At 38.3% G+C, this 21,552-nt stretch carries 23 protein-coding genes; 9 read left to right on the top strand and 14 right to left on the bottom strand.

The window, feature by feature from the left end; translation table 11 throughout:
* Positions 1 to 12 precede the first annotated feature (12 nt).
* The 7 genes from EGI31_RS20835 to EGI31_RS20805 form a co-directional block, all read right to left on the bottom strand.
* Positions 13 to 1,059 (bottom strand): efflux RND transporter periplasmic adaptor subunit, encoded by a 1,047-nt coding sequence (locus tag EGI31_RS20835; protein WP_255039098.1) that lies wholly within the window; start codon positions 1,057 to 1,059, stop codon positions 13 to 15.
* A gap of 96 nt (positions 1,060 to 1,155) precedes the next feature.
* On the bottom strand, positions 1,156 to 2,502 hold the full coding sequence (locus EGI31_RS20830) for a TolC family protein (protein WP_255039097.1): 1,347 nt from the start codon (positions 2,500 to 2,502) through the stop codon (positions 1,156 to 1,158).
* A gap of 5 nt (positions 2,503 to 2,507) precedes the next feature.
* Positions 2,508 to 2,918, bottom strand: a complete 411-nt coding sequence (locus EGI31_RS20825; RefSeq protein ID WP_255039096.1) for a PaaI family thioesterase — start codon at positions 2,916 to 2,918, stop codon at positions 2,508 to 2,510.
* Positions 2,919 to 2,930: 12 nt separating this feature from the next.
* Complete coding sequence (locus EGI31_RS20820) at positions 2,931 to 3,284, bottom strand: DUF4260 domain-containing protein (protein WP_255039095.1); 354 nt, start codon at positions 3,282 to 3,284, stop codon at positions 2,931 to 2,933.
* 4 nt (positions 3,285 to 3,288) lie between these two features.
* A complete protein-coding gene (locus tag EGI31_RS20815) occupies positions 3,289 to 3,867 on the bottom strand; it encodes an NAD(P)H-dependent oxidoreductase (RefSeq protein WP_255039094.1) in 579 nt (192 codons plus the stop codon).
* Positions 3,867 to 4,295 (bottom strand): DUF3995 domain-containing protein, encoded by a 429-nt coding sequence (locus EGI31_RS20810; protein WP_255039093.1) that lies wholly within the window; start codon positions 4,293 to 4,295, stop codon positions 3,867 to 3,869. The genes EGI31_RS20815 and EGI31_RS20810 overlap by 1 nt, the downstream gene beginning before the upstream one ends.
* A gap of 4 nt (positions 4,296 to 4,299) precedes the next feature.
* Complete coding sequence (locus tag EGI31_RS20805; RefSeq protein ID WP_255039092.1) at positions 4,300 to 4,914, bottom strand: TetR/AcrR family transcriptional regulator; 615 nt, start codon at positions 4,912 to 4,914, stop codon at positions 4,300 to 4,302.
* 152 nt (positions 4,915 to 5,066) lie between these two features.
* Here EGI31_RS20805 and EGI31_RS20800 point away from each other — a divergent pair, with 152 nt between their 5' ends.
* Positions 5,067 to 5,513 carry a thermonuclease family protein gene (locus EGI31_RS20800; protein WP_255039091.1) on the top strand — a complete coding sequence of 149 codons (447 nt, stop codon included), beginning with the start codon at positions 5,067 to 5,069 and terminating at the stop codon, positions 5,511 to 5,513.
* Between the two features lie 5 nt (positions 5,514 to 5,518).
* Here EGI31_RS20800 and EGI31_RS20795 read toward each other — a convergent pair whose 3' ends face one another.
* The 3 genes from EGI31_RS20795 to EGI31_RS20785 form a co-directional block, all read right to left on the bottom strand.
* Entirely contained in the window at positions 5,519 to 5,989 is a 471-nt protein-coding gene (locus tag EGI31_RS20795; RefSeq protein WP_255039090.1) for a hypothetical protein, read from the bottom strand.
* 297 nt (positions 5,990 to 6,286) lie between these two features.
* Entirely contained in the window at positions 6,287 to 6,928 is a 642-nt protein-coding gene (locus tag EGI31_RS20790; RefSeq protein WP_255039089.1) for a DUF4395 domain-containing protein, read from the bottom strand.
* A 117-nt stretch (positions 6,929 to 7,045) separates the two neighbouring features.
* On the bottom strand, positions 7,046 to 7,723 hold the full coding sequence (locus tag EGI31_RS20785; RefSeq protein WP_255039088.1) for a TetR/AcrR family transcriptional regulator: 678 nt from the start codon (positions 7,721 to 7,723) through the stop codon (positions 7,046 to 7,048).
* Positions 7,724 to 7,847: 124 nt separating this feature from the next.
* Between EGI31_RS20785 and EGI31_RS20780 the strand changes: the two genes are divergently transcribed.
* Genes EGI31_RS20780 through EGI31_RS20770 form a run of 3 tightly spaced genes read left to right on the top strand, consistent with a single transcriptional unit; the run spans position 7,848 to position 12,257 of the window.
* Entirely contained in the window at positions 7,848 to 9,518 is a 1,671-nt protein-coding gene (locus EGI31_RS20780; protein ID WP_255039087.1) for a peptidase domain-containing ABC transporter, read from the top strand.
* Positions 9,515 to 10,864, top strand: a complete 1,350-nt coding sequence (locus EGI31_RS20775) for an HlyD family secretion protein (protein WP_255039086.1) — start codon at positions 9,515 to 9,517, stop codon at positions 10,862 to 10,864. Before EGI31_RS20780 ends, EGI31_RS20775 begins: the two co-directional genes overlap by 4 nt.
* A gap of 7 nt (positions 10,865 to 10,871) precedes the next feature.
* Positions 10,872 to 12,257: a TolC family protein gene (locus tag EGI31_RS20770; protein WP_255039085.1), complete on the top strand. Its 1,386-nt coding sequence runs from the start codon at positions 10,872 to 10,874 to the stop codon at positions 12,255 to 12,257.
* 3 nt (positions 12,258 to 12,260) lie between these two features.
* Here EGI31_RS20770 and EGI31_RS20765 read toward each other — a convergent pair whose 3' ends face one another.
* From EGI31_RS20765 to EGI31_RS20755, 3 genes are read right to left on the bottom strand one after another with little or no spacing between them, the layout of a single operon-like run.
* Positions 12,261 to 13,673 (bottom strand): hypothetical protein, encoded by a 1,413-nt coding sequence (locus EGI31_RS20765; protein ID WP_255039084.1) that lies wholly within the window; start codon positions 13,671 to 13,673, stop codon positions 12,261 to 12,263.
* A gap of 17 nt (positions 13,674 to 13,690) precedes the next feature.
* Positions 13,691 to 14,449 (bottom strand): ABC transporter ATP-binding protein, encoded by a 759-nt coding sequence (locus EGI31_RS20760; RefSeq protein ID WP_255039083.1) that lies wholly within the window; start codon positions 14,447 to 14,449, stop codon positions 13,691 to 13,693.
* Complete coding sequence (locus tag EGI31_RS20755; protein WP_255039082.1) at positions 14,446 to 15,177, bottom strand: MlaE family ABC transporter permease; 732 nt, start codon at positions 15,175 to 15,177, stop codon at positions 14,446 to 14,448. The genes EGI31_RS20760 and EGI31_RS20755 overlap by 4 nt, the downstream gene beginning before the upstream one ends.
* Before the next feature lie 118 nt (positions 15,178 to 15,295).
* Here EGI31_RS20755 and EGI31_RS20750 point away from each other — a divergent pair, with 118 nt between their 5' ends.
* The 5 genes from EGI31_RS20750 (at position 15,296) to EGI31_RS20730 (ending at position 21,180) form a co-directional block, all read left to right on the top strand.
* Positions 15,296 to 16,000 carry an SDR family oxidoreductase gene (locus tag EGI31_RS20750; protein WP_255039081.1) on the top strand — a complete coding sequence of 235 codons (705 nt, stop codon included), beginning with the start codon at positions 15,296 to 15,298 and terminating at the stop codon, positions 15,998 to 16,000.
* Between the two features lie 82 nt (positions 16,001 to 16,082).
* On the top strand, positions 16,083 to 16,553 hold the full coding sequence (locus tag EGI31_RS20745) for a DUF5606 family protein (RefSeq protein ID WP_255039080.1): 471 nt from the start codon (positions 16,083 to 16,085) through the stop codon (positions 16,551 to 16,553).
* A 40-nt stretch (positions 16,554 to 16,593) separates the two neighbouring features.
* Positions 16,594 to 17,268 (top strand): thiamine diphosphokinase, encoded by a 675-nt coding sequence (locus tag EGI31_RS20740; RefSeq protein ID WP_255039079.1) that lies wholly within the window; start codon positions 16,594 to 16,596, stop codon positions 17,266 to 17,268.
* 354 nt (positions 17,269 to 17,622) lie between these two features.
* On the top strand, positions 17,623 to 20,100 hold the full coding sequence (locus EGI31_RS20735; protein ID WP_255039078.1) for a ribonucleoside-diphosphate reductase subunit alpha: 2,478 nt from the start codon (positions 17,623 to 17,625) through the stop codon (positions 20,098 to 20,100).
* A 246-nt stretch (positions 20,101 to 20,346) separates the two neighbouring features.
* A complete protein-coding gene (locus EGI31_RS20730) occupies positions 20,347 to 21,180 on the top strand; it encodes a mechanosensitive ion channel family protein (protein WP_255039077.1) in 834 nt (277 codons plus the stop codon).
* 151 nt (positions 21,181 to 21,331) lie between these two features.
* On the opposite strand, the gene EGI31_RS20725 is transcribed toward EGI31_RS20730, so the two are convergent.
* Positions 21,332 to 21,552 (bottom strand): hypothetical protein (locus EGI31_RS20725; protein ID WP_255039076.1); only part of this gene is annotated, 221 nt, incomplete at its 5' end.

The raw sequence follows: 21,552 nt of genomic DNA, 5'->3' as shown, positions 1-21,552 counted from the left end.
CAGGAGTTCTTTTTAGGGATGAAATAGTTTAACTTTTTCGCCATCGGCCACAAAACCACTACCCCGGGTCACTATTTGATCGCCTTGGCTCACACCTGAAATCAGCTCGACCGTATCTTCGTAAATCTTCCCAATTTTTACTGGTTTTTTGGAAACCTTACTAGTAGCCGAATCAAAAACAAACACAAAGGCATTCTGTGCATCAGCCTCCACCACAGCAGTTATTGGCAGCACCAGACTATTGTTAGAGGTACTCGGCAAAATGCTAACCTTGGCCACAAAACCTGAAATCAGCTTTTTGTTGGTCGCTTGCATTTCTAGTTCCACTTCGTAAGTACCGGTGGCGGGATTGATGGTCTGTGCTATTTGACTCACCCGAGCCGAAAATTTCTCGTTGGGATAAGCGTCTAGTTCAACACTTGCCTTATCTCCTATTTTCAATTTAACTATCTCTTTATCAGCCAATCCGACATTCAAAATATAGGCATTGGCACCTGTTCCAAGAATTATGGCTGGCGAAAAAGGCACTATCAGCTCCCCTTGTTCTGCAATTTTCCTTAGAATTCTTCCAGCTGCCGGGGCATATATTTTAGATAACTTGCGGTTATATTCTGCGGCTGTCAATGCCTGGGTTGCTATTTCAAGACCACTGTTGGCATCTTGAAGATTCGTTTGTGTGGCAGCTTCGTCATCATACAATTTTTTTACGCGGTCAAAGTCTCTTTTGGCCTTTTGAAAACCAATTTTAGCTTGATTAACCTGGGCGTCAATTTCTGACATATCGAGTTCAGCCAAAAGCTGTCCAACTGAAACCGACTGACCTTCTGAAACATACATTCGCTTAATCATTCCACCAGTTTTGAAGGCCAATTTCAGTTCTGACTTAGAAGCCATAATACCTGAGGCATTGATTTGGTCAGTGAGATTTTGGCTTTGAACTGTGGCCACTTCAATGGTCTGAAGTTGTGCGTCTACTGCGACTTTTTCTTTCTTTGCTTTAGTTTTACAAGAGAAAACTAAAGCACTGACTGTAAGGGTAATAAATAATAATTTTTTCATATTTTTAGAAATTTTTCTATTCAAACTGAACAATAAGTATTCTCTGAATTCGGTCACGGAGCGTAGCCTCGGTCACTGAGCGTAGCCGAAGCGACATCACATTCCACTCACCTTCTTCAAGTCGGCGTATTTTACCCAGATATCGTATTTTATCAAGGATTCGGTAAGTTTGGCTATCATCAAATCGTTTTGTGCTTTCGATACTTCCATAAAAATGGCATTGCCGTTGCGGTATCGGCTGTTTACCAGATCATAAATTTTTTGAGTTTTCTCTATCCCTCCTTTGGCTGAGCCTAGGTTGGAAACACTAGCCTGAAGCTCTTTATATTTTTGTAAAACCTGCAATTGCATCTGGTTTTTGGTTTCCTCCAGTTTTACATTCAATATTTCGGTCGAAATCTTGGTCTGTTCTATTTTGTGTTTTTTTTCATATCCGTGAAAAAGATCCCAATTGAGTCCCAGTTGGGCTATCAAGTAGGCCTGGCCAGACAAATTATAACCAAATCCCTGAAAACCGGTATTTGCACCCGCAAATACCTGCGGAAGTTTGGCGTTTTTTTGCTGCAAATTCAGGAGCGATTGATTGATTCTTTTACCGCTGTTTATTTGATCAAACTCAGGTCTATTTTCAAAAGCTGATTGGGTGTAAGTCTGTAATTGATTGACCAACGGAAGGCTGGAAATTAGTGCGGTGTCTGCTTCCACAGGCTCTTCCAATGACCTGTTTATCAAGAAATTGAAATACGCTTTGGCCAATGCATTGTTCTTTTTTGCCTCAATAATTTGCTGATCGAGCTTTTCTAAATCATATTCAGCCGAGAGCACCACGTCTTTCAGTATCACATGGCTGGCCAAAAGTTTTTGGTTTAAGGCGTTCAAATCCAATAGTACACTTCGAGAATTTTCATAGATTTTTATGGCTTCCAAAGATTGCAAATATTGAAAATAAGCGTGCTCAATATTGTGCTTGAGTTCGTATTCTAGATATTTCTTTTTGGCATATTCCGATTGCAAAATTTCCTTTTGTAAAGCAATATTGTTCTTGATATCAGGATTGAAAATCGGGTACTGAATGGCGAATTTTGTATCATGAAAATTATTCGGTGCCAGCTGCTGACTTACGTTTTCAACCTGCGGAAAATTGTTGGTTTTGGTCAATTGGTTAAGTGTAGAATAAACCGGATTGAGCAAGTCACCAATTGGGAAATCTAGCCTACGACCACCCGCTGCCAATGAATAATTGGGCGAGAAACTGATTTTTGGGAAAAGATTGGAGCGAGCAATGTCAATGCTTTTCAGTGCTTTTTGAAGCTCTAGATTTTCTTGTTTCAGAGATAAGTTACTCTCCAAACCCTGATTGATATAAGATTGTAAAATGGCCGATTGAGCGGACAAATTTTGCCAAAAAACCCAAAAAATTAATATTTGGAGTAGTTTTTTCATAGCATCTAAAGTTTTGTAAGTGCCAGATTTGAAGCCGCTTTGGCTATAAGTTTGCCCTCTTCATTGAAAACCTTGCACTCCGCGTGAGCCATGGTACGTCCGTCTCTGATCACTTCCGCAATCACTTTGAGTTTTTCGCCCAATTTACCCGGTCTTAAAAAATCAATATTGAGATTTATGGCCACATAAAAACCTGTTTTACCCAATGAAAATGTGGTCATGCCGATTACCTCATCTATCAGCCCCGCTATGGCACCTCCGTGCATTATGCCTGCAGGATTGGTCATTTCTTCTCTTACCAAAAACTCTATGGTGAGCTTGCCCGTCTCAGCATCAATAAGTTTGCCATTGAGCCATCTTCCAAAAGGTGAAGGGCTTATATCTTTGGATTCCTTTCCAATCAAATCTTTAAACATTTTTTTCTGTTTTTATTTTTTTCCAATAGTACCTAAATGCGTGTCTTTAAATGCAGTTTCGTATTTTAAGCCAAAGCCAAAGATTCTATCCATAGCCGAATGAGATAACAGAATGGCTCCTGCCAAACTCATTTCGTTTTTTCCTAAGGCATAACCAAAAATGATGCAAAGTATGGCCAAACCTTTGTGATGAACCAAGTTGTATAGCCAAGCTCCGATTTTCGGATTGATTAGATAGCCAATCATGGATAAATCTGGCACCAGCAAAAGTGCGGGAAACCACCACCATTCGTAGCTAAGCAGGCCAAAAAAGAATATTCCGAAAAGAAATTCGGCCAAATCTTCAAGTTTCAATAGCGTTTTCATTTTTTTAAATTTGTTTGATTCCAAGAGCTTTTACTTTTTCTAAATATTTCTTTCTTAACTCGTCCTTTGAGAATCGGATTGGCCCTATGGAGGTAATTTTCACTGGTTTTATACCACAAAATTCCAAAATCATCTTTTTTAAGGCTTTGTGTGCGGGTTCGCCATAAATAAGCCAATGATACCAAGCGGGCTGATCCATGGTGGTGATTATTCTGGCAGATTTACCCGTGAGGTATTTGTCCCACCAAACTGAGTTTTCTCTTTTCTGGAAAGCAAAACCCGGTAGAAATGCCCTATCAAAAAATCCTTTCAACAATGCGGGCATGCCTCCCCACCAAAGTGGATATATAATTACGAGATGTTCTGCCCATTTTATTTTTTCTTGAGCCGCCAATAGGTCAGACTCAAGTTCAGTGCGTTTTCTGTAGCCAAATTCGAGATTTGGATTGAATTTCAAATCACTCACTATAATCTCCTGTACTTCGGCTCCTGCATTAATGGCTCCCACTTTATAGGCATTTGCAAGAGCTCTGCAATAGCTTTCGGAGTCAGGATGACCTTGTATAATTAGTGTTTTTTTCATTATATATAAATGGCTATAAGGAGTGAAACCGCAACAAATGCACAGAGCGGCGTAAAATATTTGGTATCGTTTATGGCAAAATCTGTGTTTTTTACTTTCTTGAAAAAACCTACATACTTAAAGTCGCCCAATGCCCTTATGGCAAAAACAGCTACTAAAACCAACAAAAGAGTCGGCAGATATGGAGCTATTATTTCAAAATCCATCCAACCAGCGGCCTGAGCAAATATTACACTGATAATTAGAAACGGGACTGCTACGGCCAAAGTCATTAACGGGGAAGGTGTAAATACCCGTTTTTCAGAATTGATTTGTGGTAAAACCGCATTTGCCCCCCATTTACCACCAAAGGCCCAATAAAAATGTATGACCGCCACTCCTAGGAGAATCAGGGCATCAATAGAAAATAGTATTTGGTTGATATTCATAACCCTACAATTTTCTTAATGATTCTATCATAACCTCCAAAGCCCTTTGTAGTCTCGGAATACGCTCTTCTTCCGGAAACATAGACATACGCTTGCGTAAGTGTAAACTAGCAAAACCATGCACATTGGCCCATATCATCATGGCTAAATCTTCTGATACCTGATCTTTAAAATATCCTTTGGTTTTACAAGCATCTATAAGTGCAATGAGCATGTTTAAAGCTGTATGACCGTCTTCCCACACATCACAGCGACACTCTAGGGCCTCAATAGGTGCGGTCATCAGGAACATCAGCTCATAAAGTTCTGGATTTTCAATCGCAAACTTTAGGTATTCGTGCCCCATGGCAATGAGCTGCTCAAATGGATCCTCAATAGGTGCCACCACCATAAACTTGGCTATTAAACCCTGAAAAGCCTCTTGGTGAAGTGCAAACAGGAGCTCGTTTTTATCCTTAAAGTACAAATAAATGGTACCAGGACTATATTCAATCTCCTCGGCTATATTCCGAATAGAAGTTTTCTCAAAACCATGATCTAGAAACAACTTTTTGGCTGCCTCCAATATCTTGGTTTTCATTTCTTCCTTCTCTCTTTCTTTTCTATCAGCTACACCCATTATTAAACGGTAGTTTTTTATTTAACACTACAAACTAAATGAACACCGTTTAGTAATCCAAATAAATTCTAAAAATATTATCAAAAGGAAGAATTTGAGTATGAATGGAAAGTTCTTTTTTACTTTTGCGGTTAAATAAACGTGCCTAAAAAATGTCATTTACCATTTCACTGCTCCTGAAATTCTTGATTTTTACTCAAACACTAAGCTCGGAGGTGGTAGGTGTTATGGACGGCGACACCATAGAACTCAGGATGGTCTCAAACGATCCCAGAAACAAAGCAAGAAAAGGTAAGAATTTGCGGATCAGGTTGGCACATGTGGATTGTCCGGAGCGTGGAATGCCGTTTTATCAAAATGCAAAGAAGTTCACTTCAGAAAAATGTTTCAGAAAAACCGTAAAAATAATCCACAAGAACGAATACGACAGATATGGCAGACTGATTGGTGAGGTAATTTTGCCTGATGGACGAAACCTCAATCAAGAATTGGTAAAGGCTGGTTTGGCCATTCACTACAAGAAATATTCGAGTTCGTGGGTTTATTCTAAACTCGAAATAGAAGCCAGAATCAAAAAAATAGGGATTTGGAGCAATTAAAAGTACTATTTTCTTACAAAGAGTAAATACTCGCTGTTGTTAGAACCTAAGGTAAGTTGATCGTAAATTTCATTGTTTGATTTTTGAACCAAAGTGAAATTTGTTGACTCCGAAAACATAGCCTGAAACTTACTATCTTCCTGGTTCTCATAGGGTTTATTCAATATTTGCAAGTTGAGATTTTCAAAGGTTCCGCTTATTGTCTCATTACCAGTGTCCTCGAAACTTACACTGTATTCGCCTTTACCCCTTAAAAGATTTATGTTAGCTGTATAGTTATTAGCGTCTAGAAAGTTGATGACATATTTACTTTTTTCAAAATCGTAGCCATCACAAATAAAACACTTATAATCCACCAAATGGCTAAAAGTACCAACATATCGCCATTCAACAGCCAATCCTTTTTCGGCAATAACTTCGGTGCGGTCACATCTGAAGACACCCAAAACCAAGAAAACAATGAGAGTTTTATACATATTAAGGTTGTTTAAATTTACTTTGATTCATTTACTTCAAAAACGAAATTCTTTCAATTATTGATATTCGGATTTTAATAATTTTCAATAATGATACCGATTACCAAGAGGTGTGGATAAATTCTTGCGAAAAAAAATGATACTTTCAAGGAATTGAAGGATAGGTTTCACCATAAAAGTAGACTCCCATTTCAGTCAAATAGTTGGAAATTAGACCTATATATTTTATTCTTAAATTAATTTTTTACAGCAATAAATGTCGACGATCTGTAATAAAAAGCATTTGTAAAAATAGCCTCAATTGGCAAGTACCTTCATCAAATCCTGAGGGGACTTCAGGAAATAATCGTTGAAAAAATAAACCATTACGGCCAATAAAACACAAAAACAAAGTAAAACCATCACTTGCCTTCCAGATATCCTCTGAATTTCTTGCCTATCCTTCATCTCGCAAACTTCTCCAGGACAGTGCAATACCTTACCTTTGTTGAACCAAGCGTAAACTTTGCAGCCAATACAGATACCAAAAGCCACTTCAAAAAACATCAAAATCATACAGATCAAACACGAAATTCCATTGACTGGGCCATAGGCATTAAAGACTATCATGTGAATGAACATAGCGGTGGACAAAGTAAGCCCAATCATCCAAGCGAATCGTTTTTGTGCTGCACCTACATATTGCGGAGTTTGGTTTCTCACCATAAATCGGGCAATGATAAGCGATGGCGAATACTTGGGATTCATAAAAACTCTGATAGCCATGTCCAGCATAAATACCGTAATAAAGTATTTTATGAGTAGAAAATCAGCCTTGAACATAATCATCATGAAAGAAATTATCATGAATAAAAACAAAATGCCAGCTGCTCCTCTGATTTCTCTTTCGTTTAAGACGGGAATAGTGTACCCTTGTACGGTTTCTCCAAATTGTTTCATAGTAATAGCTTTAGATTTGAAGTTCAAAAAAAGCCAAAAATCAAACAATTCCTGAAGGAATATTTACCAAAGGTGGATTTCTTATTTGAGGGTCAATGAATTATGATAAATAAACATTTATCTATTGTCCAATGCACCAAAAACCATGGTTTCTAAGAATTCTTCGATAACCTTTGGGTCTTTCTTATCAGTAAAATCGCACAAGCGAGGCAAATGGTGCATAAAAAAATACTGAAAATGCGAAGTTTCTACCAGTGTACTCGCAAGAGAGTTGGCAAACTGGTACTCTGGATTGTACTCCTTAAAAACCGAGGCAATAAGCTCACACAATTCTTTGTAAGGCACAAAAACCTGGTTTTTGTTCAAATGATCAACCTCCTTCGATAGAAAAGTTTTACTACCTTCGGCTATGGCAATATAATAAAGTGCCTTCTGGTCAATATCTGTTGAAAAGGAATTGGCGTTATCTTCCCAAACCAAAAGGTCAATAATGGTTCTGATTTTGTCTTTTGGGCTTTGTAAATTATTGATATTGAACAAAACCTGATATCTTATAAACGCCCAATAGTAATCTATAAGATAAATTAATAGCTTATGTTTGTTTTCAAAATAACGGTAAACAGTGGCCTCAGTTGTTGGAATTATGGCAGCCAACTTTTTGAACGTAAATTGCTCGTAACCAATCTCCGAAATTAACTTTATAGAATGAGTAATTATTTTTTTGCCAATTTCCGTTCCGTCTGGGTCGCGATGAAACAACGAACTATTCAGCTTTATTTTGAATTCTATTTGCATATTGGAACTTTAACAAAACAAAATTAAATAGTAAATGTTACAATAACAAAAGTTTAACAATGTTTTATAATAGTTTTACTATTATTTTAAAAAGTGTTATTATATTTGCAAAAATTATTTCTTTATGGGACAAAAACATTCAACTACCATACGTTCGGCCACTAGCAGAATTTTGGATTTGCTGAAACTAGATAAAGAAGACATCAGCTCCATCTACATATTCTCCATTTTTGCAGGAATACTGTCGCTTTCGTTGCCATTGGGTATTCAGGCAATTATAGGCTTCGTTATGGCTGGTAGTTTGTCTACCTCTATTGTGGTTCTTATTGCCATGGTACTGTTGGGCACATTCTTTACAGGATTTTTACAGGTAAGAACCCTGCAAATGATTGAAAAAATTGAGCAAAAACTATTCGTTAGATACTCACTCGAATATGGAGATAGATTACCAAAACTGAATATCGAAAAGCTTGACTCATACTATCTACCCGAGCTGGTCAATCGTTTTTTCGACATTAGCACCCTACAGAAAAGTTTGCATAAGCTTTTAGTAGATGTACCAGCAGCCATTATACAAGTACTGCTTGGTATAGTGCTTTTGGCATTTTATCATCCTCTGTTTATTGCCTTCGGCCTCATATTGTTAATAACGGTGGCCACTATTTTACAATTTACGTCTGCAAAAGGATTTGCTACCTCTATAGAAACAAGCGATAAAAAATACGAAATAGGTGGCTGGCTGGAAGAAATGGCCCGCAGTATAAAATCATTTAAATACTCCAAAAAATCTCATTTACACCTCGACAACACAGACGAATTAGTCACGAAATATCTAGATGCACGTACAAGACATTTTAAAATTTTACAAATTCAGTACTGGAGCTTAATAGGCTTCAAGCTTTTGATCACCGCCTCCATGCTTATAATAGGTGTTTGGCTTTTGATCAATCAACAGATAAACATAGGGCAATTTATAGCTGCTGACATCGTGATTATATCCATTATGGGATCTATAGAAAAGCTTATAGGTGTGATGGAGCAAGTATATGAAGCACTGACGGCAGTGGCGAAACTCAACAAAGTAGCAGAAGCTGAGATAGAAACCTCTGGTAACGAAATACTCTCTAATAGAACAGAAGGGGTGCAAATTGACTTTCAGAATGTAGATTTTTCTTATGAAATTAACAACGAAATTCTTAAACATCTTAACTTCGAAATCCTACCCGGTCAATGGGTTCTTATTAACGGTAAATCTGGAGCTGGCAAATCCTCCATTTTGAGACTCCTGACAGGAGCATTTAAAAATTTCTCAGGACAAATTAGCCTTGACGGACTTCCAATCAGAAATTACGACTCTGATTCCATAAGAGCACAGACAGGAATTTTACTTGGCCAGCAAGACATTTTCTTAGGGTCATTGCAAGAAAACCTAACGCTTGGTGTTCCCGGCATTACATTACAGAATATACTGGAAGTTTCAGAATTGACGGGTTTGAATACTTTCTTAAAAAGTTCGGAAAAAGGATTAGAAACCACGATTGATCCTGTTGGCAAACGACTTCCGTCAGAGATAAGGCATGCTATTTTGCTAACAAGAGCACTACTTGGCAAGTCCAGACTGTATTTGTTCGAGGAACCTTTTAAATACTTAAACGACGAACAATTAAATAATCTAATTGGGTATTTAAAGGATACCAAGGCCACTATAATTATCGCATCAGAGTCAACCGTTTGTCAAAAATATTGTGATTTAACATTGAGTCTCGATAACGGAAAAATCAATATTGCAAAATGAAAACATATCTAAATACTAGCTTCGATAAAATAGATGAAGCGGCCAAAATGAAGTCGTTTTCAGATATTTATCAAATCAATAAGAGATCTTCTATAAAAAAGTGGTTTTATGGAATACTTGTGATTTCACTTGTCATATTGCTTCTTCCGTGGACCCAAAACATAAGATCAAATGGGAATATAACTACGCTTCGACAAGAAGACAGGCCTCAAGAAATCAACACCATTATTCCGGGAAGAGTAGTCAAATGGTTTGTGAAAGAAGGAGATTTTGTCAAAAAAGGAGACACGATACTACAGTTGGGCGAGGTGAAAGTGGAGTATTTTGACCCGATTTTATTACAACGTACCCAAAGGCAAATCGATGCAAAAAACCAAAGTATTTTGGCCTACGAAGGAAAGGCATCGACTTCGGTAACGCAAACTGAAGTCTTGCGAAATGCAATGGAACTCAAACTGAATTCTGTAGACAATAAAATAGGCCAGCAAAAACTGAAAATCACCAGCGATAGTGCCGATTTGGCTGCTGCAAACAATGCCTTAAATGCCTACACTCGTCAAATTGCAGCCGCAAAAGTGATGCTAGACAGTGGCGTAATATCTCTCATTGAATTCGAAAAAAGAAGAGTTACCTATCAAGATGCTATTGCCAAAACAACGAGTAGTGGAAATAAACTGAACCAATCAAAACAAGAACTACTGAATCTCCGAATTGAACGAAACGGCGTAGTACAAGAATATTTAGACAAAATAGCAAAGGCCGAAGGAGATCGATTTGGGAGTATTTCGGCGGCAGCAAGTACAGAAGCCGAGGTACTAAAACTGGAAAATACCCTTGCCAATTATGATGCACGGCAACAATTATTTTTTATCACTGCCCCACAAAGTGGCCAAATAACCAAGGCCATGAAGGCGGGTATTGGTGAAATGGTAAAAGAGGGTGACATGATAGTGGAAATAGTACCTCAAAACACAAAGCTAGCTGTAGAAATGTTTGTGAGTCCACTTGATTTACCATTGATAAATAAAGGACAGAAGGTGACCTTCATTTTTGATGGTTTCCCGGCAATAGTTTTCAGTGGCTGGCCACAAACCAGCTATGGTACATTCTCGGGAATTATAACGGCAGTTGAAACCTCTGTAAGCCCCAATGGCAAGTTTAGAGTGTTGGTAGCTGAAGACAAAGACGATCGTCCATGGCCTAAAAACCTCAGAATGGGAGGAGGCTCCAAAGGAATTGCTCTATTAAAAGATGTGCCAATTATTTATGAGCTATGGCGAAACATAAACGGCTTCCCACCAGAGTTTTATGTACCAGAGACCAAAGCCACCACCACAAAAAAATGACCATGATATGAGAATAGCAATAGTAATTTTGATAATGGTATTGTCAAAAAACCTGTCTGCTCAAAGAATATTAAAGTTAGATGATTTCTTAGAGTTGGTAAAAAACAATCATCCTGTTGCAAAACAAGCCCAGCTCAGAGTTGATATGTCTGGAGCTGAGTTTTTTGCAGCAAAGGGTGTATTTGACCCGGTTCTAACCAACGAATCGGCACAAAAAACATTGGATGGTAAGAGCTATTACAACTATCAAGATACCGAACTTAAAGTTTACACGCCCATCGGACTAACCGCAAAAACCGGTGTCGAACGTAGCACGGGTTCGTTTGTAATTGATGAGCGAACCATAGGTAACCTTGGCTATATAGGCTTAGAAATGCCTTTGTTGAAAGGATTGCTTATTGACTACCAAAGAGCAGCACTCAAACAGGCCAGCATTTATCAAAGTCAAACTGAAGAAGAAAGAAGGGCAATTCTTAATGATCTCTACCTAGACGCCATAGAGGAATATTGGCAATGGGCAGCTGCTTATCAAAACTTCAATTTGCTAAATCAAAATCTTGTAAACGCAAAATCAAGGCTGGACTTACAACGCATTGCATTCCAGAATGGCGACAGGTCGCTGAACGATACTTTGGAAGCCTACACCCAAGTACAAAACATCGAGCTTCTCTACCAAGAAGCTCAAATGGAAGCCCAAACCGCTCAAATAGGCCTGGCCAAATACTTATGGAATGCCGACAATAGTCCTTATTTTTTGGAAGTAGACGTAATACCTGATTTGGTGGCTTTTGGAAGTGTTTCTATTGAAGACCGTACCGAAGAATTAATATCGTTGGCCAAAAATCAACATCCAGAATTAGGCATATATCGTTATAAAATGGACGCTTTGGCAGTTGAAAGGAGGCTAAAACGCCAATCCATGCTACCAACAGCCAATCTAAAAATGAATGTCTTGAGCAAAAACTACTACAATTTCGAATCGGCCTATTCGCCATTCTTGGCAAACAATTATAAGTTTGGCTTTGACTTCAAAATGCCATTGTTTCTTAGAGAGGCCAGAGGAGATTATCAAAAGACCATGTTCAAGATTTCAGAAACTAATTCTATTATCAGTAACAAAACTTGGGAAATAGAAAACAAAATCAGGTCATATGGAGTAGAACTGAACGGACTTAAAAATCAACTAATTACTTCTCAAAGTATGATTACAAACTATAGAAATCTACTTAGAAACGAGGAATTTAAACTTCAGCAGGGAGAAAGCACGCTTTTCTTGATAAACTCTCGAGAAAACAAATGGATTGAAAGTTTGCTCAAAAACCAGTCATTAAAGCTAAAGTATTTAAAATCAGCATATAAACAACTTTGGGCCGCGGGTGTATTGGTTAAGTAAAACTTAGCTATCTTCTTTGCTCTTTAAGGTTAAATATCGCTGAAAACAATTGGCAACGGCCACGGTGGTGTATGCTTCGGATTTCCAAAAAAGGATGTTTCGGAGCAAAGTTCCTCCTGAAAAATACACGCCAGCCTCCCAATGAACTTGGCCATTCTTGACTTTTTTCTGGCTCAAAATATAGCCAATCGCCTTGTGCATAGCCGAGTCTGGCACCATCAAGCCCTTGGATTTACAATCAATCATGGCCGAAAGAGCATTTGTCGTACTCTGCACTTTATCATGATGATTGATATAGCTTTGGCTCTGAAAACTACCATCCTTGTTTTGACTTTCAAGCAGATTATCCAATATAATTTGTGCTGAATTTCGTAGACCTTCTACCCCACTCGCAAATGCCTTAGCCACCGTAAAATGAATATGATATTGGTTGGGATAATAAACCGAGTTATTATACCAAAAACTCTTCCTCAGTCTATTCTCAATCATTTTTACCGACTGCCAGTAGCCTTTGCTTTTTTCCAACTGATGTGTTTTAGACAAATAAGTAAGTACATTCGCGTTTACCACCACATCTACGTCATTGGCCCCAAAAGGCACCCAAGATTCATAAGCCTCAGGTCGGGCCGTGCTACCTGGTACAAATATCAAAATCGTATTAAGCGTAGTTTTAAGAATATTCCAACGATTATACTCGTACTCTGAATAAAGCCAAGTCATATATGCTCCTGAATTCCCGTCGTGGTGAAAAAGCACATTAAACCAATTGCGATTTTTACGCTTTTGGTCTAGAAACGCATCAAACTTTTTATACGAAACCAACGGATTTGCCTCATCAAAAATCCTGTTATTATAATATGCCGCAAGATTTCCCAATGACGTATCATCTGCGTCTTCAGGCACATTAGCGGTATTGTGAATAAATTTAATTCTTAGATGAAAGTTCGTAGGTCGATGAACCCAAGGTTGTGGATCAGGTTCATTAAACCATTTCAACTTTCTGGTGGGGGGTAATTTTTTCCAAAAATTATAGAGATTGTCTTCTTTGTAAGTCTTTATATCGTCGTGAGCTAGCTTTAACGTTGGTAAAAGCTCTTTCCTAGTAGTATCTAGGAGGTAAATCTCCGCTAAAGCATTGTGTATAGCCGATATCGTAAAGCAATTGGAATCCTGTGCTTTTTGTTTTTTACCAATAAAAAAATAAGCCGTGGTAAGATGCATATCCACAGGCCACTCTCCAGTATATTGTTTTGCAAAAATGGTTTCTTTTACCTGAGTTTCCTTAATAAATCTGAGGGCAGAATCTACCTGAGACCTAAGAAAGGCTGGATTTACCTCTTGAGAAAATACTTTACTGAAAAATAAAACCGTAAGAAAAAGAGAGAGTAAACAGGCGGTGATCTTCTTTCTTTTCATACCCAAGGTTCAGCTTTTTACTTCGTAAACTCACCTCTGAGCTTTTTCAAAGCGTGGTTTGAAAACACAAACTCGTCGAGTTCTTTAACACTTGAAGTCATAATGGTACTGCTATCGCCCTCCCAAAGTTTTTTGCCTTTGTACAAAAACATGATATTGTCTCCAATAGAAAGCACAGAGTTCATGTCATGGGTAATCACCACCGTGGTTATATTGAAATCGTCGGTAATTTCTTTGATGAGCTCATCTATTTTTATGGAGGTCAAGGGATCTAGGCCACTATTTGGTTCATCACAAAACAAATATTTCGGATTCATTACTATAGCTCTGGCTATACCCACCCTTTTTTTCATGCCACCAGATATTTCCGAGGGCATTCTGGGACCTGTACCATCTAATCCCACCTTGTGAAGGCAGAACTCCACCCGATCGTTTTTTTCTCCTTCAGACATCTTGGTGAGCATATCCAGTGGAAACTTCACGTTCTCTTGCACTGTTTTAGAGTCAAACAATGCTCCACCCTGAAAAAGCACACCCATTTCTCTTCTTAGATCCTTCCTGTCGTTTTCACTCACATGTAGAAATTCCTTTCCGTCAAAAAACACCTCTCCTTTTTCAGGTTCTACAAGATCCAGCATGCATTTCAACAAAACACTTTTGCCAGTTCCACTAGCCCCAATTACCAGACTGGTTTCGCCCTTTCGAAATATGCCAGAAACATCGTCCAGCACCACTTTCCCGTTAAAAGTCTTAGAAATATTTTTTATCTCTATCATGTGAGTAACTCTGCTAAAAGATAATCTGCAATCAAAATGGCTATACAACTATTGGTTACCGCAGCGGTAGATGCCTTACCAACCTCCAAGGCTCCACCTCTTGTATGATAACCCTTGTAAGCAGATATGGTGGCAATTAAAAATCCGAAAACCGCCGACTTCACGATGGGTATAACAAGATTATAAGGTATAAACGAAAATCTGATACCATAAATATATTGCTCAGGTGTAAGAATACCAGTCAACGTTCCAGCCAAATATCCACCAAAAATGCCCAAAAAGCCAGAAAAAATGGCCAGAACTGGAAATGTGACCACCGCAGCCAAAAGTTTTGGTAGTACCAGATAGGAAGCTGAATTAATTCCCATCACTTCCAAGGCATCAATTTGCTCCGTTATTCTCATTGTACCCAACTCACCTGCGATATTTGAACCAACTTTACCCGCCAACACCACACACATAAAAGTCGAGGAAAGCTCCAACAGGGTCATATCTCTCACAATATTACCCACAATATAAAGTGGGATTACTGGACTCACTAAGTTGGCGAAAATCTGAACACAAGTTACTGCACCAATAAACAAGGCCACAATGGCTATAATCAGCACCGAATCAATACCAATGGTAATGCATTCGTCCAAAAAACGATACCAATAAACTTTGGCGGACTCTCTCCTCGTAAAAAGTTCGTTAAGAAAAATAAAGAATTTGCCTAACAGTTTTAGCATAATTGCTATCATAAAAGGTGAAACACAAAGGTAATCAAACAGCAATTAATTCAAGTCTAATCAAATTGAATTTTATTTAAACCCATTCAAGCATTAATTTTGACAAAAATCAATAACAATGAAAAAATTAGCTGTTGTAAGTGGAGCGAGTAAGGGAATTGGCAGGGCTGTGGTTGAAAAATTTGCAGCCGAAGGTTTTGAAGTTGCCGTTTGTTCCCGATCCATGACCAACCTAGAGGCCTTAAAAAATGAATTAGAAAGTACTTATTCAACCAAAATTCACGTATTCGTAGCTGATGTTTCAAAAAAAGAACAAATTCAGAATTTTGGAAAATTCATTTTGGACTTACAAACCCCAATACATGTTATGGTGAACAATGCGGGTCTCTTTTTACCTGGAAAAATCCTCCAAGAAGCCGAAGATACCCTAGAAAAACTAATAAATACCAACGTTTACAGTGCTTATTATCTATCCAGAATTCTTGTTCCGGAAATGGAAACCCTAGAATCAGCACACGTTTTCAATATCTGCTCTATAGCTAGTTTGATGGCCTACCCACAAAGCGGCTCTTACTCTATTTCAAAATTTGCCTTACTAGGATTCAGTAAAAGTCTTCGCCAGGAATTGTTAGAAACCACAGTAAAAGTGACGTCCATAATGCCAGGAGCGACCTTAACCGACAGTTGGGCTGGTGTAGATCTTCCTGCAGAACGATTTATGGAAGCCAAAGACGTGGCAGACATTATTTGGGCCAGTTACAATTTATCCAAATCAGCCGTCGTTGAAGAAATCGTACTTCGTCCCTTAAAAGGCGATATTTGAAAGCCATATTCGCCTAAACATTTAAACCCTTCTGATTTTTCACTAAATTGCAACGTTTTTTAAAACACATAGAAAAATATATATGGAATTATTACAAGAAGTAGCAAACATCTCTGGCAAGCCAGGCCTTTATAGAATAGTTAAGCCAGGCAGAGCAGGAGTGATTGTAGAGTCATTAGATCAACTTCACAAAAGAGAGATGATTAATGCAAACGCCAAAGTGTCGGTATTGAAAGAAATCTCAGTTTATACAGAAGACATAAACAAAGCCACGCCCCTTGGCGAAATTTTCCTTTCTATCCGTAAGGATTTTGGAAACAAAGTAGAACTAGACACTAAAAACGCTTCCAATAAAGAGATTTTTGATTTCTTTGGAAAAGTAATGCCAGATTTTGACAGAGACAGGGTTTATCCTACCGATGTTAAGAAAATAATCAACTGGTACAATATCCTCTCCGAAAATCTACCAGAACTATTTGATGTAAAGGAAGAAGAAAAAGAGGAAGAAAAGGTCGAAACCAAAGAGCCAGTTAAAAAAGCAAAGAAGAAATAACATAAACGACCCAAACTAAAATTTGGGTCTTTTTTTTAATATGTCATCGCATCACATAGTAAGAGAAAAACAGGAACCCGCTCTCATAATCGCCAACGGAGAAGCCTGCAATGATGAACTCCTCGGGCAGCTACTCGAATGGAGTCCATTCGTTTTGGTACTCGATGGTGCCATAGACAGAGTACTTTCTCTTGGAATTAAAATAGATGTACTTTTCGGCGATTTTGATCACGGTAATAAAAACTTTGAGGAGCTCAAAACAAGCCAGTTTCCGATAGAAATAATCCATGCTCCAGATCAGGAAAAAACAGACCTCGAAAAAGCGATAGAATTTCTAATTGAGCGAGATTTCCCTGCGGCAAACATTGCATGGGCAACCGGCAAAAGAGCCGATCATACCATGGCCAACATTGCCATTTTACCCAAATATTCCAGCCTGATCAAGCTCAAAATCGTGGATGACCATTCTTGTATTTTTCCAATATTGCCCCTGCCGAATACCTTCACCAAATGGTACAAAAAAGGCAGCATAATATCGCTCATGCCAGTAGGTGAAGCCACAGGTATAACCACCCACAATCTCAAATATCCGCTGAATGGCGAAACGCTCAAACTTGGCTACAGAAATGGCAATAGCAACGAAGCACATGAGGACGGACAAGTGCAAATTAGCTATCAAAGTGGGGATATGTTGATAATGGAATGTAAAGATTAATAATGAACATGTTAATTGTGGATAAGTATGGGTATAAAAACAATTTGTAATACAAAGTTTTAGATTTAGGGTTCCATATAATCCACATATTTATTATTCGGTTAGTCCTATTATTCAACCCATTTTCACTGTGGAAAACTTTTATTTTGGTATTTTTTGTAGATGCCATTTTTACAATTAATTGATAATTAGACACAAGTAAAAATACACTCTCTGGAAAATTTTAATAATTTATTTTTCCAAAAAAAATTTGTCTTTTTTTTATTTTATTTTTTATATACTTTTGAGATTCCTTACTGAAGTGAACCTAAAAAATAAAAGAATTTATATTACACCTTTTACTCCTAAAAAAACATGTACGTAATTAAGAGAGATGGACGCCGCGAATCAGTGAAATTCGACAAAGTCACAGCTCGTATTGAAAGGCTCTGTTATGGTTTAGATCCTAATTTCATTCAGCCAGTAGAAGTAGCCATGAAAGTGGTTTCGGGTATCTACGATGGAGTTACAACCTCTGAATTAGATAACCTAGCTGCCGAGACATCGGCTTCAATGACCACCAAGCATCCAGACTACGCCACATTGGCCGCTAGGATAGCCATCTCTAACCTTCACAAAAATACCTTGAAGTCTTTCTCAGGTACTATGAAGGCAATGTACCAATACGTTGATCCAAAAACAGGTGAAAACGCCTCACTCATTGCAAAAGACGTGTGGAAAATAATCCAAGCCAACGCTGCCTTGTTGGACTCATCTATCATTTACGACCGTGATTTCGGGTATGACTACTTCGGATACAAAACACTGGAGAAATCATATTTGATGAAACTCAACGGCAAAATTGTTGAGCGTCCGCAGCACATGCTCATGAGGGTTTCTGTGGGTATTCATGGCGAAAACATCGAAAAAGCAATAGAAACTTATAATCTATTGTCGGAAAGATGGTTTACACATGCTACTCCTACGCTTTTTAATGCAGGTACACCAAAACCTCAATTGTCGTCGTGTTTTCTTTTGACAATGAAAGACGACAGCATTGACGGTATATATGATACACTAAAACAAACAGCCAAAATCTCACAATCGGCTGGTGGAATTGGTCTTTCTATTCACAATATCAGAGCAACAGGAAGTTACATTAAAGGAACCAACGGTACTTCTAACGGTATAATTCCGATGCTTCGTGTATTCAACGACACTGCCAGATACGTTGACCAAGGCGGTGGCAAAAGAAAGGGCTCATTTGCCATCTATCTAGAGCCTTGGCATGCAGATATCTTTGAATTCTTGGATTTGAAGAGAAATCACGGAAAGGAAGAAAATCGTGCAAGAGACTTATTCTTTGCACTTTGGATTCCTGATTTGTTCATGAAAAAAGTAGAAGCCAACGCCGATTGGAGTCTATTCTGTCCTCATGAGTGTCCAGGTCTATCAGACTGCTATGGCGACGATTTTGAGAGATTATACGAAAAATACGAATCAGAAGGTAAAGCTAGAAAAACAATCTCGGCCCAAGAACTTTGGTTCCAAATCCTTGAATCTCAAGTTGAGACTGGTACGCCATACATTTTGTTCAAGGATTCGGCTAACAAAAAATCAAACCAGAAAAATCTAGGTACCATCAAGTCTTCAAACTTGTGTACCGAAATTATAGAATACACCGCTCCAGACGAGGTGGCGGTTTGTAATTTGGCATCGATAGCTCTACCGAAATTTGTCAACAATGTTGACAATAACGAAACGGTAAGTTTTGATTTCAAAAAGCTTTACGACATTACCAAGGTTATCACCCGTAACCTAAACAAAATCATTGACGTAAACTACTACCCTGTTCCTGAAGCAGAAAAGAGTAACAAGCGTCACAGGCCAATAGGTATTGGTATTCAAGGACTTGCTGATGCATTTATTTTGATGAAAATGCCTTTTGACAGCGAACCTGCTCAAAAACTCAACAAAGACATCTTCGAAACCATCTATTTTGCTTCAATGGAAGCATCTATGGAGTTGGCCATGGAAGAGGGTCCTTATGAGACTTGGGCTGGATCACCAATATCGAAAGGTGAGTTCCAGTTTGATATGTGGGGAGTTACGCCAGACTCAGGTCTTTGGGATTGGGAAGACCTAAGAGCCAAAGTTATCAAAAACGGCGTTAGAAACTCATTGCTATTGGCTCCAATGCCAACAGCCTCAACAAGTCAAATTCTCGGAAACAACGAATGTTTCGAGCCTTACACTTCAAATATTTACACCAGAAGAGTATTGTCAGGTGAATTTGTGGTAGTAAACAAGCACCTTTTGAGAGACCTCGTGAAAATAAACATGTGGAACGACTCTATGAAGAACAAGTTGATAGCCGCCAATGGATCTGTACAGAACATTGCCGAGATACCAACTCATCTAAAAGAGCTTTACAAGACCGCTTGGGAAATAAAACAAAAGACTTTGATAGACATGTCAGCTGACAGAGGTGCATTTATATGCCAAAGTCAGTCACTGAATATCTTCATGTTGGATCCAAACTTTGCAAAACTAACGTCTATGCATTTCTACTCGTGGAAAGCCGGACTCAAGACCGGAATGTACTACCTACGTACTAAAGCAGCTGTTGATGCCGTTAAGTTTACAGTAGATAGACAAGCCATAGCAGAAACTACGCCAGTAACTGAGAAGTTTGAAGAAAAACCGCTCAACTATGAAGCTTACGCCAAAGAAAATGAGGCCAAAGCCAAAGAAGCAGCCGCTAGCTTTCAATTAAGCGAAGAAGAACTAAAATATGCAGCAATGCAGTGCTCACTAGACAACCCAGAAGGTTGCGAAATGTGCGGTTCTTAAGGATTCCGACTTACAGATTTGCTATTCTAAAAATAAATACCGCCGCAAGGCGGTTTTTTATTTATATCCTAAATACCGATATAATGATCCTTAAATTATTCGCAAAATTTAAAACAAATTATTATTTCAAAGAATTAATAATCACCTAATAAACATTCATTTTGTCTTTAAAATGATTCTTAGGGGAGGTTTACTAGTAATTCACCTCCAAATCATTCGTTATTAATTTTCAACAAACTATATTTTATGGAAGTCAAAAACTTAAATTTCGTACACTTAATTGACAGATTTACAGAAATGCTTGTGGACTACTCTCCGAGAGTCCTAATGGCCATTTTTACCCTCATTATTGGATTCTGGGTAGCCAACAGAGTGAGCAAACTATTCCACAAGTCCTTGATGAGCAAGAATCTTGACCCTACCATAGTACCATTCATAGGGTCTTTTATTTCCATTTTGATCAAAGTTCTGGTAATAGTAAGTGTCGCCACCAAGTTTGGCATAGAAACCACCTCATTTGTGGCCATGATTGGAGGTGCTGGTCTAGCAGTTGGCCTCGCCCTTCAAGGTAGCTTGTCACATTTCGCAAGCGGCATATTGATATTGATATTCAAACCCTACAAGGTCGGCGATACCATAACAGCAGGTGGTCAAACTGGAAAAGTTTTAGAAATTTTGATTTTGCAAACCATACTGAAGACATCAGACAACTACAAAGTCATTATACCAAACGGAGCAATTATGAGCGGAACCATCATTAACCTCTCAGGACTTGGAGCCGTAAAAGTTGGACTTAATTTTACCATTGCCGGGAATTCTGACACCGAAAAAGTTAGAAATGTTGTTAAAAATGTAGCCTATACCTGTGAGCTCGTTCACAAAACGCCAGAGGTAACGGTAACGCTTGACACCTCAGATTTAGGAGCAACCAAAATAGACATAAAAGCCACTTGCGACGCCGCAGACACCAATTCGGTTAAGGATTTCCTCTACGAAGCCATTAAAATAGCCTTTGACAAAAATGGTATTGTAGGCCCTGCGGGACCTTTTGATCATTTGACATCATTGGCAGTAAAATGAACATAGGAATGAGCAAAGAAAAAATATTTGGGCTCTAATTTCTGTAAAATTGCCATCAAAACCATTTGTTAATGCAGTAAAGAAATTTGGATATGGCATTAATATTGAATTGTGGTGTATTGTTTCAAGTTTTCGGTCTGAAGACCGCTTTTCACTCGTGCTTAGTCTGAAGACTTGGCATAGCTGAACATAGGGATGAGCAAAGAAAAAATATTTGGGCTCTAATTTCTGTAAAATTGCCATCAAAACCATTTGTTAATGCAGTAAAGAAATTTGGATATGGCATTAATATTGAATTGTGGTGTATTGTTTCAAGTTTTCGGTCTGAAGACCGCTTTTCACTCGTGCTTAGTCTGAAGACTAAGCACAGCT

The sequence above is a fragment of the Lacihabitans soyangensis genome, from assembly GCF_024343775.1.
GTDB classification, from domain to species: domain Bacteria; phylum Bacteroidota; class Bacteroidia; order Cytophagales; family Spirosomataceae; genus Leadbetterella; species Leadbetterella soyangensis.
Note: the sequence above shows the minus strand (reverse complement) of the source record. Positions and strands in the feature narration are given on the sequence as shown.

Coding starts and splice junctions, on each gene's coding strand:
- EGI31_RS20765 (WP_255039084.1), bottom strand. CDS start 13,673: ATGAAAAGAAAGAAGATCACCGCCTGTTTACTCTCTCTTTTTCTTACG.
- EGI31_RS20745 (WP_255039080.1), top strand. CDS start 16,083: ATGGAATTATTACAAGAAGTAGCAAACATCTCTGGCAAGCCAGGCCTT.
- EGI31_RS20790 (WP_255039089.1), bottom strand. CDS start 6,928: ATGAAACAATTTGGAGAAACCGTACAAGGGTACACTATTCCCGTCTTA.
- EGI31_RS20815 (WP_255039094.1), bottom strand. CDS start 3,867: ATGAAAAAAACACTAATTATACAAGGTCATCCTGACTCCGAAAGCTAT.
- EGI31_RS20735 (WP_255039078.1), top strand. CDS start 17,623: ATGTACGTAATTAAGAGAGATGGACGCCGCGAATCAGTGAAATTCGAC.
- EGI31_RS20740 (WP_255039079.1), top strand. CDS start 16,594: ATGTCATCGCATCACATAGTAAGAGAAAAACAGGAACCCGCTCTCATA.
- EGI31_RS20770 (WP_255039085.1), top strand. CDS start 10,872: ATGAGAATAGCAATAGTAATTTTGATAATGGTATTGTCAAAAAACCTG.
- EGI31_RS20805 (WP_255039092.1), bottom strand. CDS start 4,914: ATGGGTGTAGCTGATAGAAAAGAAAGAGAGAAGGAAGAAATGAAAACC.
- EGI31_RS20750 (WP_255039081.1), top strand. CDS start 15,296: ATGAAAAAATTAGCTGTTGTAAGTGGAGCGAGTAAGGGAATTGGCAGG.
- EGI31_RS20800 (WP_255039091.1), top strand. CDS start 5,067: ATGTCATTTACCATTTCACTGCTCCTGAAATTCTTGATTTTTACTCAA.
- EGI31_RS20760 (WP_255039083.1), bottom strand. CDS start 14,449: ATGATAGAGATAAAAAATATTTCTAAGACTTTTAACGGGAAAGTGGTG.
- EGI31_RS20795 (WP_255039090.1), bottom strand. CDS start 5,989: ATGTATAAAACTCTCATTGTTTTCTTGGTTTTGGGTGTCTTCAGATGT.
- EGI31_RS20730 (WP_255039077.1), top strand. CDS start 20,347: ATGGAAGTCAAAAACTTAAATTTCGTACACTTAATTGACAGATTTACA.
- EGI31_RS20775 (WP_255039086.1), top strand. CDS start 9,515: ATGAAAACATATCTAAATACTAGCTTCGATAAAATAGATGAAGCGGCC.
- EGI31_RS20830 (WP_255039097.1), bottom strand. CDS start 2,502: ATGAAAAAACTACTCCAAATATTAATTTTTTGGGTTTTTTGGCAAAAT.
- EGI31_RS20835 (WP_255039098.1), bottom strand. CDS start 1,059: ATGAAAAAATTATTATTTATTACCCTTACAGTCAGTGCTTTAGTTTTC.
- EGI31_RS20820 (WP_255039095.1), bottom strand. CDS start 3,284: ATGAAAACGCTATTGAAACTTGAAGATTTGGCCGAATTTCTTTTCGGA.
- EGI31_RS20825 (WP_255039096.1), bottom strand. CDS start 2,918: ATGTTTAAAGATTTGATTGGAAAGGAATCCAAAGATATAAGCCCTTCA.
- EGI31_RS20810 (WP_255039093.1), bottom strand. CDS start 4,295: ATGAATATCAACCAAATACTATTTTCTATTGATGCCCTGATTCTCCTA.
- EGI31_RS20785 (WP_255039088.1), bottom strand. CDS start 7,723: ATGCAAATAGAATTCAAAATAAAGCTGAATAGTTCGTTGTTTCATCGC.
- EGI31_RS20780 (WP_255039087.1), top strand. CDS start 7,848: ATGGGACAAAAACATTCAACTACCATACGTTCGGCCACTAGCAGAATT.
- EGI31_RS20755 (WP_255039082.1), bottom strand. CDS start 15,177: ATGCTAAAACTGTTAGGCAAATTCTTTATTTTTCTTAACGAACTTTTT.